The following is a 9411-nucleotide window of genomic DNA, read 5'->3' on the forward strand; positions in this document are numbered from 1 at the left end:
CCGGACGCGCCCGGCGTCCCCCTGCTGGCCGACCGCCCGCTGGTCGACGGCGCCGCGGCGGCCTACGTCTGCCGTGGGTACGTCTGCGACCGGCCGGTCACGTCGGCGGAGGCGCTGACCGCTCAGCTCTGATCGCCCTGGGTGAACGCGTCCCTGTTGCTCTTGTCTTCGGCGTAGCGTCAGTAGCGTTGTAATCATGTAATCGCGGAGGTGGCGAACATGGGACGAGGCTGGCGAGGTGGCCGGGGCTGGCAGCAGGCCGAGGTGCCTTCGGCGGACGACGCGGCGGCCTGGTTCGGCGGGCGCCTGCCCGACGGCTGGTTCACCGGCGCCGCGGAGGTGACGGTCGACCGCGAGGAGATCATCGTGGTCGGCGAGCTGCCGGCGTTGACCGAAGAGCACGCCGACGACGCGGCCCGCGCGGCGGCGGAGGAAGGGCGGATCAGCCGGTTCCGCGAGGAGACGCGCGACGAGCGCATCGAAATCGCGCGCCAGGCGGAGCACCGCTACCAGCGCAAGGTGGCGTGGGGTGCGCGTCTCGGCGGGACGAAGGCGCTGTTCACGACGCATTCGGCCCCGGTGATGACCCGCTTGCGGCAGCCGGAGCGCCTGGTGCTGGACACGCTGGTCGACGCGGGTGTCGCGCGCTCCCGGTCGGACGCGCTCGCGTGGGCGGTCCGGCTGGTGGGCGAGCACGCCGACACCTGGCTGGGCGAGCTGCGCGAGGCGATGAGCAAGGTCGACGACCTGCGCTCGAAGGGCCCGGACCTGGCGTGAAGAAGTCCACGTTTAGGGGTCTCCCGCGGTTCTGACCCTGCGGGGCCGCCGGGGCTGCGGCAGGCTTACTACCAACGAGTAGGAAGCCTGCCGTCAGTCCTTCCGGAGGTAGCCGTGGACGTCCCCGAAGTGCCGTCGAAAGTGGACCCGGACTCGCTGACCGCCGTGCTCGACGGTCGCTGGGCGGAGCTGCGCCGCGGGGTGCGGGCGCAGATGGCGGGCACGGAGTTCCGGGACCCGATCGACCTCGCCACCGAGCCGCACCGCGCGCAGGTCCTCGACCAGCTGCGCGCGCTCGCCGCGACCGACCGGCCCGGCCTGGGCTTCGACCCGGCGTACGGCGGCGGTGGCGACGTCGGCGGTTCGGTGACGTCGTTCGAGATGCTGGGCTACGGCGACCTGTCCCTGATGGTCAAGGCCGGTGTCCAATGGGGACTGTTCGGCGGCGCCGTCCAGCTGCTCGGCACCGAGCGGCACCACGAGCGGTACCTGCGCTCGATCGTGAACCTCGACCTGCTCGGCTGCTTCGCGATGACCGAGCACGGGCACGGTTCCGACGTCCAGCACCTGCGCACGACGGCCACCTTCGAAGACGGCGGGTTCGTCGTCCACACGCCGGACCCCATGGCGCAGAAGGAATACATCGGCAACGCGGCCCGCGACGGCCGGATGGCGGTGGTGTTCGCGCAGCTGATCACCGGCGGCGAGTCGCGGGGCGTGCACGCGTTCCTGGTGCCGATCCGCGACCCGGAAGGGAAACCGCTGCCCGGGGTGTCCATCGAGGACTGCGGCCCGAAGGCGGGCCTCAACGGAGTCGACAATGGACGGTTGAGCTTCGACCACGTCCGCGTCCCGCGTGAGGCCTTGCTGAACCGCTTCGGCGACGTCGACGAGAACGGGACGTACACGAGCCCGATCGAGAGCGACAGCCGCCGGTTCTTCACCATGCTGGGCACGCTGATCCGCGGCCGGGTGAGCGTCGGCGGCAGCGCGGGCAGCGCGACGAAACGCGCACTGGCACTGGCGATCCGCTACGGCGAGCACCGCCGCCAGTTCGCGACCCCGGACGGCGACGAGGTCGTCATCCTCGATTACCTGGCGCACCAGCGGAAACTGCTGCCGGCGCTGGCGAAGACGTACGCCCTGCACTTCGCGCAGGAAGAGCTGGTGTCGAAGCTGCACGACATCGACTCGTCGGCGCCCGAGGAAGAACAGCGCGAGCTGGAGTCGCGCGCGGCCGGCATGAAGGCCCTCAACACGTGGCACGCGACCGCGACGATCCAGGCGGCCCGCGAGGCCTGCGGCGGCGCGGGCTACCTGGCGGAGAACCTGCTGCCCGGGCTGAAGGCCGACACCGACGTCTTCACGACGTTCGAGGGCGACAACACGGTGCTGCTGCAGCTGGTCGCGAAGGGGCTCCTGACCAGCTACAAGCAGGACTTCCAAGATCTTTCGCCGCTGGCGACCGCGCGGTTCTTCGCCGAGCAGGTGGTCAGCGCGGTCCTGGAACGCACGTCGGCGCGCAAGGCCGTCGAGGCGCTGACCGAGGGTTCCGACGCGGAGGTCTTCTTCCGCCGCGAGTGGCAGCTCCGGCTGTTCGAAGACCGCGAGGAACACGTCGTGGAGGGCGTGGCGAAACGCCTGCGCAAGGCGGCTTCGGACCCGTTCGGCGTGTTCAACTCGGCGCAGGACCACGTGCTGCGCGCCGGCCGCGTCCACGTCGAGCGCCTGGTCCTGTCGGCGTTCGTGGCGGCGATCGAGCGCTGCGAAGACCCGGACGCCCGCACGCTGCTGGAGCGCGTCTGCGACCTGTACGCGTTGTCGGCGATCGAAGAGGACCTGGCGTGGTTCCTGGGCCACGGCCGCCTGACGGCGTCGCGCGGGAAGGCTGTCACCGCGGCGGTGAACGGCCTGTGCGCGCAGCTGCGCCCGCACGCGCGAACCCTGGTGGACGCCTTCGCGATCCCGGAGCAGTTCCTGGCGGCGCCGATGCTCAAGTCCTGAATGGACGTTTTGCGCGGATCCTTCGGTGGGGCGGCGGAAACGGGGCGGTAGCGGGGATCTAGCCTTGCGCGTCCGCTTCCCGAACTCCCCGAAGGACCCGCGATGGGCGCACGCCGCGAAAGACGTTTGCTCGAAACCGCCGCACCGATGATGCAACCGGGCGAAACGCCCGAAGTGATCGCCATGGCCAAGGTCGGCTCGCTGCGGAAGGTGCTGGGCGAGCACTTCGCGCTCAGCGTCGCGACCGCGGTCCTGAGCGGCGGGACGATGTTCTCGATCACGTCCCAGCGCGAGCTCTACCTGCTGCTGACCGACCGCCAGCTGCTGTTCTTCGAAGCCGACGTGCACACCGGCGGCCCAGGCAAGGCGCTGTTCGGCGTGCCGCGCACGCACGTCGCGATCACCGAGCCGACGGGCGGTTTCCTGGTGAAGTTCGAGCTCCGCATCCACGGCTGGGACCAGGTGCTGGCCCTGTCGATGCCGCCGTTCCCACCGTCGATGCGGAAGAAGGGGCTGCGGCTGATCGCGGGCCTGCCCCGCCTCCAGCACGCGAATTCGTGACCGCGGCGGGTGGCCGGTATCGGGGACCGGCCACCCGCCGCGGGGCTTCAGCGGCGGCGCTTGCCTTCGTCGTCGGTGACTTCGAACTGCTCCTTGCGCACCTTGCCGGTGACGGTCTCCTCGTCGGTGACCGACTCGGTCCGCAGCCGCACCCGTTCGACCGGCACGGTTTCCTTGCGCACCACGGGTTTCTCGGCGTGGAGGGTGACGTCCTGCTCGGCCTCGCCGATCTCGACCTCGCCCTCGGCGCTCGTGATCGGCTCGCGTTCGACGCGCACTTCTTCGTGCCGCACCGGGACGGTGACCTGCTCGTCCTCGGTGACGACGTACTTGCGCAGCCGGACGTGCCCGGTCTCGACCTGCTCGGTCCCGACGTTCAGCCGTTCCTCGGACCGGATCATGCCTTCGCCGGCCTTGCCACGGCCCGCGGTGTCCATGCCGTGCTTGCCCTGGCCCGCGGTGTCCATGCCCGGCTTCCCGCGGCCACCGGCGTCCATGCCGTGCTTGCCCTGGCCCGCGGCGTCGGTGCCGGCCTTGCCCCGGCCGGTGCCGCCCATGGCCGGATCGCGGCCCTGCGACCGGTCGCCCATCCGGCCGTCGGGCGAGGTCCGCGGCACGGGCAGGCCGTAGTGCTGGTAGAGCTGCGTGCTTTCCTCGGGCGAAAGGTGCCCGTCGGCGTCGATGCGCGGCGCGTCGGAGACGGCGTCCTTGTCGACCTGGACGTGCACGCCGTCCTTGTCGGTGTGCGCACCGGAGAGCGGGACGAAGCTTTCCTTCGTGCCGAACAAACCGGTCTTGACGGTGATCCACTCCGGCTGGTGGGTGGAGTCGGCGAGGTAGACGGTGCCGACCTTGCCGAGCTTGTTGCCCGCCGGGTCGACCACGGCACTGTCGATGAGTTCCTGCGGCTGCATGGTCGTGGCTGCTCCTTTCGCACGTTGGATCCGTTGGCCAACGGTCTGCCCGCCCGGTGATCACGGCAACCATCGTGGTGTCCCCGTGGGTGACACCCGAACGTGCTGGTTTGAGACGCTGCCGGCGGGCCAGTCCGTGGTGCCCGCCGCGGCCGGGCCCGCTGTTCCGCGCGTGGGCGACGAGGCTCGCGTGACGCGAACGTGTGGATGTGACCGGCGCCACTCAAGCCGCTGTCACAACGCCCGCGGCCCCGTCGTCATGTCTGTGAACCGAACGAAGGGAAGAACGATGGAAGCGCGGCTCAACATGTTCGAGAACGAGGTCACCTCGAAGTTCGTCAAGCGCCTGATCGCGGCGTCCCGCCCGGTCGAGGAGTCCTCGCTGCCGAAGGCGACGCAGGAACTGGTGAAGATCCGGGCCAGCCAGATCAACGGCTGCGGCATGTGCCTCGACATGCACACGAAGGACGCGGCGGCCGCGGGCGAGACGGCGGTCCGCCTGGCGATGGTGGCGGCGTGGCGCGAAGCGGTGGTCTTCACCGAGCCCGAGCGCGCGGCCCTGGCCCTGACGGAGGAGGCGACCCGCCTGGCGGACGCGCACACCGGCGTCAGCGACACGACGTGGTCGGAGGTCCGCAAGCACTTCGACGACGAGCAGATCGGCGCGCTGATCTCCCTGGTCGCGATGATCAACGCGTGGAACCGCCTGAACGTGATCGTCCAGAACCCGGCGGGCGAGTACCAGCCGGGCATGTTCGGCTGAAGCCGGCCGCCGAGGGGCTTCGTTCGCCGGGGAGTGCGAGCGAGGCCCTGCTCGGCGGGGCAGGCCCTAGGCGTACATGGCCAGCCAGATCGCGATGTAGTGCGAAACCGCCGCCAGCACCGTGCACGCGTGGAAGTACTCGTGGTACCCGAACGTCTCCGGCCAGTGGTTCGGCCACTTGAAGCCGTAGAACGCCGCGCCGAGCGTGTAGAACAGGCCGCCCACGCACAGCAGGACCAACGCCGCGACGCCGGCGTGCGACAGCAGTTCCGGGAAGACGAAGACCGCGACCCAGCCGAGTGCGATGTAGATCGGCACGCCGAGCCAGCGCGGCGCGTGCGGCCACAGCATCTTCAGCGCCACGCCCGCGATCGCGCCGCCCCAGACGATCGACAGGATCACGTACCCCGTCGGCTTGGACATGGCCAGCAGCGTGAACGGCGTGTACGTGCCCGCGATGAACAGGAAGATCATCGAGTGGTCCGCGCGCTTCATCCACTTGTACGCGCGGGGGCTCCAGAACCGGCGGTGGTACAGCGCGCTCACGCCGAACAGGCCGAGCACGGTCAGGCCGTAGACCGACGTCGCGAGTGCCGCCACCGGGGACACCGTCGACGCCGCCAGGCTGATCAGCGCCGCCGCCGCGGCGAGGGCGCCGAAGAAGGTCCAGAAGTGGATGTGGCCGCGCAGGCGCGGGCGGTGGTCCACCACCGGCTCGGGCGGTTCCGTCGTCAGGCTCACCCTTCCAGGTTACGGGAGCGTAGGTTCTCCAGCAGTGCTCAGTCACGCGCCTCACATCGGGTGCGTAGGCTGCTTCGACGTGAGTGTGCGCTCCTTCTTGTCCGACGTCGTGTACAGCGTCTACGGCCGACGCCTCATCCAGCAGGCCGCGGGCCGGCATCCCCGGCACATCGCGATCATGCTCGACGGCAACCGCCGCTGGGCTCGTGAAGCGGGCTTCACGGACGTCGCGGACGGCCACCGGGCCGGCGCGAAGAAGATCGCGGACTTCCTGAGCTGGTGCCAGGAGGCCGACGTCGAGGTCGTCACCATGTGGCTGCTCTCGACCGACAACCTCAACCGCGATCCGGACGAGCTCACGCCGCTGCTGAAGATCATCACCGACGTCACCGACGAGCTCGCCGGGCCGGGGACGTCGTGGCGGCTGCGGATCGTCGGGGCGCTCGACCTGCTACCCAGCGAGGTCGCCAAGCGACTCAGCGAAGCCGCCGCGCGCACCGAGGGACGGAGCGGGATGGAGGTCAACGTCGCGGTCGGTTACGGCGGGCGCCAGGAAATCGCGGACGCCGTGCGCAAGCTGCTGCGCCAGCACGCCGACGAGGGTACGACCATTCACGAGCTGGCGAAAATCCTCGACGTCGACCACATCTCCGAGCACCTCTACACGTCGGGGCAGCCGGATCCGGACCTCATCATCCGCACTTCGGGAGAACAACGGCTTTCCGGATTCCTGCTCTGGCAATCCGCGCATTCGGAATTCTGGTTCACCGAAGCGTATTGGCCGGCATTTCGCCGGGTCGACTTCTTGCGCGCCATGCGCGACTACGCCTGGCGGCACCGGCGGTTCGGTTCCTGAACACGCCGAAGGGCCCCGGAGCGGACTCCGGGGCCCTTCGCGCGTCACACTCAGTGGTGGTGCTCCAGCGAGTGCAGGATCAGCGCCGGGGTGGTGGCGATGCCCGTGTAGGCGCCGGCGACCAGGGAGGCCGCACCGTAGCCCAGGGCGCCGCCGCCCTCGATGAACGTGGCGTAGGCGTCGCCGAACGTCGGGTCCGGCGTGCCCGTCGTGTCGCCCGTCGCGGCGAACGCGGTGCTGCCGATCATCATGAGACCCGCAGCGGTGGCGGCGACGAAACCAGCCTTCTTCAGCACTTCGCACACTCCTAGGTAGAACTGTTGGGATCCGGGGCACCGGGGGTCCGGTGGTGTGTCCCGCAGCAAGAAAATTACTCGCTTAACGGACGGCTCGTACGGCTTGTACGCCCATTGTGTGAGCCTGTAGCAGGCGCTTTCACTCGGACCGGTTCTCTCTGGGTGGCGCAAAATGCGCGGGATACCCGAACGTGGTAAAAGCCCGTCAATCGATCATGTGAATACAACGGGTCAGCAATTTTGCCAAGATCATTCCGACGTGTGTGCATCGATCGAGAGGCCGGTGACCCACGGTAGCCGTCACGGGACGTCGATGTCGGACGACCGACAGTGAGGTGACGATCTGGCGAATCACCGTGTTGGCTCCCTGCGCGATCCGGCATTCGTGGGTACCTTCCGAAGAGAGGACACGCGTTCCGTGCGGGTCTTCGCGGGAGGCCCTGGTCGTGACGGTGATCGAGGGGGCGGCGCAGCCGCCCACGAGACGCACGAGGGGGCCGGCACCCGGCCCTCGTGGCCGCGCCACCTGACCCACCGGTCAGGAGGAGTGGTCCAGCCAGGGAGGTGCCCGGCCCAGCGAGTGCGGGCGTGAGGTGCACACGCCCTCGAGGGAGATGCCGTCGTGACTGCGCAGCGTTTGCCCCGTAAGGCCTCTGGCCACTCTTCGACCGGTGCCGTTCCTGGCCCGGAGAAAGCCTCGACCTCGCCCGAATCCCAGCAGCACATGTACGTGCTCGACACGTCGGTCCTCCTGTCGGACCCGTGGGCGGTCACCCGCTTCGCCGAGCATGCCGTCGTGCTTCCGCTGGTCGTGATCAGTGAACTGGAGGCCAAGCGCCACCACCCGGAGCTCGGCTGGTTCGCCAGGGAATCCCTGCGCATGCTCGACGACCTGCGCCGCCAGTACGGCCGGCTCGACGCGCCGCTCCCCATCGGGGACCACGGCGGCACGTTGCAGGTGGAGCTGAACCACTCGGACCCGTCGGTGCTCCCGTCCGGGTTCCGGACCGACTCCAACGACCACCGCATCCTCGCCTGCGCGCTCAACCTGGCGGCGGAGAACGCGGCGGTCACGCTGGTCACGAAGGACATCCCGCTGCGGGTCAAGGCCGGGGCCGTCGGTCTCGAGGCGGACGAGTACCGCGCGCAGGAGGTGACGCCGTCCGGCTGGACCGGCATGGCGGACGTCGACGTCCAGCAGGAGGTGCTGGACGCGTTGTTCGGCGGCAGCACCGTCGACCCCGTCGAGTGGGGCATGGACGAGCTGGCGGCGCTGCCCTGCCACACCGGGCTGCGGCTGCTCGCGGGCACGTCCAGCGCGCTGGGGCGGATCACGGCGGACAAGCGCATCCGGCTGGTCCGCGGCGACCGCGAGGCGTTCGGCCTGCACGGCCGCAGCGCCGAGCAGCGCGTCGCGCTCGACCTGCTGCTCGACTCCGACGTCGGCATCGTGTCGCTCGGCGGCCGGGCCGGCACCGGCAAGTCGGCGCTCGCGCTGTGCGCCGGCCTGGAAGCCGTGATGGAACGCCGCCAGCACCGCAAGGTCGTGGTGTTCCGCCCGGTCTACGCGGTCGGCGGGCAGGACCTCGGCTACCTGCCCGGGTCCGAGAGCGAGAAGATGCAGCCGTGGGCGCAGGCGGTGTTCGACACCCTCGGCGCGCTGGTCAGCCAGGAGGTCCTCGACGAGGTCTTCGACCGCGGCATGCTCGAGGTGCTCCCGCTGACCCACATCCGCGGCCGCTCGCTGCACGACGCGTTCGTCATCGTCGACGAGGCGCAGTCACTGGAGCGCAACGTGCTGCTCACGGTGCTCTCGCGGCTCGGCACGGCGTCCCGGGTGGTGCTCACGCACGACGTCGCCCAGCGCGACAACCTGCGCGTCGGCCGCCACGACGGTGTCTCGGCGGTGATCGAGAAGCTGAAGGGCCACCCGCTGTTCGCGCACGTCACGCTGACGCGCTCGGAGCGTTCGCCGATCGCCGCCCTGGTCACCGAAATGCTGGAGGACCACGGCTGACGCAGGGGTCGTGAGTGTTCAGTCGGGTTAGAACCCGACTGAACACTCACGACCGCGGTCACCAGCCGGAGGGGAGGGGGCGGCCCTCCGCGAAGCCGGCCGCCGACTGGACGCCCAGCAGCGCGCGCTCGTGGAACTCCTCCAGGGTGCGGGCGCCCGCGTAGGTGCACGAAGAGCGGACGCCGGAGCCGATCGAGTCCAGCAGGTCCTCGACGCCGGGGCGCTGCGGGTCGAGGGACATCCGCGACGACGAGATGCCCTCCTCGAACAGCGCCTTCCGCGCGCGGTCGAACGAGTTGTCGGTGCGCGTCCGCGCGCCCACCGCGCGCTTCGACGCCATGCCGAACGACTCCTTGTAGGGCCGGCCCTGCTCGTCGAACCGCAGGTCGCCGGGGGATTCGTAGGTGCCGGCGAACCACGAGCCGACCATCGCCGCGGACGCGCCGGCGGCCAGCGCCAGCGCGACGTCGCGCGGGTGGCGG

General features: G+C 70.0%; 10 protein-coding genes and 1 pseudogene. 7 read left to right on the top strand and 4 right to left on the bottom strand.

The annotated features are described in order from the left end of the window. The 4 genes and pseudogenes from G3I65_RS57265 to G3I65_RS13765 all read left to right on the top strand — a co-directional run. A pseudogene (locus G3I65_RS57265) lies at positions 1-132 on the top strand (thymidylate kinase); the annotation flags it as partial. Positions 133-219: 87 nt separating this feature from the next. Then, the gene (locus G3I65_RS13755) at positions 220-777 is read left to right on the top strand and encodes a hypothetical protein (RefSeq protein ID WP_160696454.1); all 558 of its coding nucleotides are present in this window, start codon (positions 220-222) and stop codon (positions 775-777) included. 114 nt (positions 778-891) lie between these two features. Next, entirely contained in the window at positions 892-2781 is a 1890-nt protein-coding gene (locus G3I65_RS13760) for an acyl-CoA dehydrogenase (protein ID WP_160696455.1), read from the top strand. A 102-nt stretch (positions 2782-2883) separates the two neighbouring features. Next, positions 2884-3342 carry a hypothetical protein gene (locus tag G3I65_RS13765; protein WP_160696456.1) on the top strand — a complete coding sequence of 153 codons (459 nt, stop codon included), beginning with the start codon at positions 2884-2886 and terminating at the stop codon, positions 3340-3342. 47 nt (positions 3343-3389) lie between these two features. Here G3I65_RS13765 and G3I65_RS13770 read toward each other — a convergent pair whose 3' ends face one another. After that, positions 3390-4256, bottom strand: a complete 867-nt coding sequence (locus G3I65_RS13770) for a PRC and DUF2382 domain-containing protein (RefSeq protein WP_160696457.1) — start codon at positions 4254-4256, stop codon at positions 3390-3392. A gap of 289 nt (positions 4257-4545) precedes the next feature. Between G3I65_RS13770 and G3I65_RS13775 the strand changes: the two genes are divergently transcribed. Then, complete coding sequence (locus G3I65_RS13775) at positions 4546-5019, top strand: carboxymuconolactone decarboxylase family protein (protein WP_160696458.1); 474 nt, start codon at positions 4546-4548, stop codon at positions 5017-5019. 66 nt (positions 5020-5085) lie between these two features. Here the strand turns inward: G3I65_RS13775 and G3I65_RS13780 are convergent, their stop codons facing one another. After that, complete coding sequence (locus G3I65_RS13780; RefSeq protein ID WP_160696461.1) at positions 5086-5727, bottom strand: hemolysin III family protein; 642 nt, start codon at positions 5725-5727, stop codon at positions 5086-5088. Positions 5728-5839: 112 nt separating this feature from the next. Between G3I65_RS13780 and G3I65_RS13785 the strand changes: the two genes are divergently transcribed. Then, complete coding sequence (locus tag G3I65_RS13785; protein ID WP_163046682.1) at positions 5840-6616, top strand: isoprenyl transferase; 777 nt, start codon at positions 5840-5842, stop codon at positions 6614-6616. Positions 6617-6666: 50 nt separating this feature from the next. On the opposite strand, the gene G3I65_RS13790 is transcribed toward G3I65_RS13785, so the two are convergent. Continuing rightward, positions 6667-6912, bottom strand: coding sequence for a hypothetical protein (locus tag G3I65_RS13790; RefSeq protein ID WP_160696459.1), 246 nt, complete (start codon positions 6910-6912; stop codon positions 6667-6669). Between the two features lie 724 nt (positions 6913-7636). On the opposite strand from G3I65_RS13790, the gene G3I65_RS13795 reads away from it, so the two are divergent. Next, positions 7637-8929 (top strand): PhoH family protein, encoded by a 1293-nt coding sequence (locus G3I65_RS13795; protein ID WP_160696460.1) that lies wholly within the window; start codon positions 7637-7639, stop codon positions 8927-8929. Positions 8930-8987: 58 nt separating this feature from the next. Here the strand turns inward: G3I65_RS13795 and G3I65_RS13800 are convergent. Further along, the coding region (locus G3I65_RS13800; RefSeq protein WP_203612378.1) for an IMP dehydrogenase at positions 8988-9411 on the bottom strand (424 nt) is incomplete at its 5' end.

Origin of the sequence: Amycolatopsis sp. SID8362 (assembly GCF_010550475.1) — a bacterium.
In the GTDB taxonomy this organism is placed as follows: Bacteria; Actinomycetota; Actinomycetes; order Mycobacteriales; family Pseudonocardiaceae; genus Amycolatopsis; species Amycolatopsis eburnea.

What these genes read in the sequence shown, in the direction of transcription:
- G3I65_RS13775 (WP_160696458.1), top strand. Translation starts at nt 4,546, where the DNA reads ATGGAAGCGCGGCTCAACATGTTCGAGAACGAGGTCACCTCGAAGTTC.
- G3I65_RS13765 (WP_160696456.1), top strand. Translation starts at nt 2,884, where the DNA reads ATGGGCGCACGCCGCGAAAGACGTTTGCTCGAAACCGCCGCACCGATG.
- G3I65_RS13770 (WP_160696457.1), bottom strand. Translation starts at nt 4,256, where the DNA reads ATGCAGCCGCAGGAACTCATCGACAGTGCCGTGGTCGACCCGGCGGGC.
- G3I65_RS13795 (WP_160696460.1), top strand. Translation starts at nt 7,637, where the DNA reads ATGTACGTGCTCGACACGTCGGTCCTCCTGTCGGACCCGTGGGCGGTC.
- G3I65_RS13755 (WP_160696454.1), top strand. Translation starts at nt 220, where the DNA reads ATGGGACGAGGCTGGCGAGGTGGCCGGGGCTGGCAGCAGGCCGAGGTG.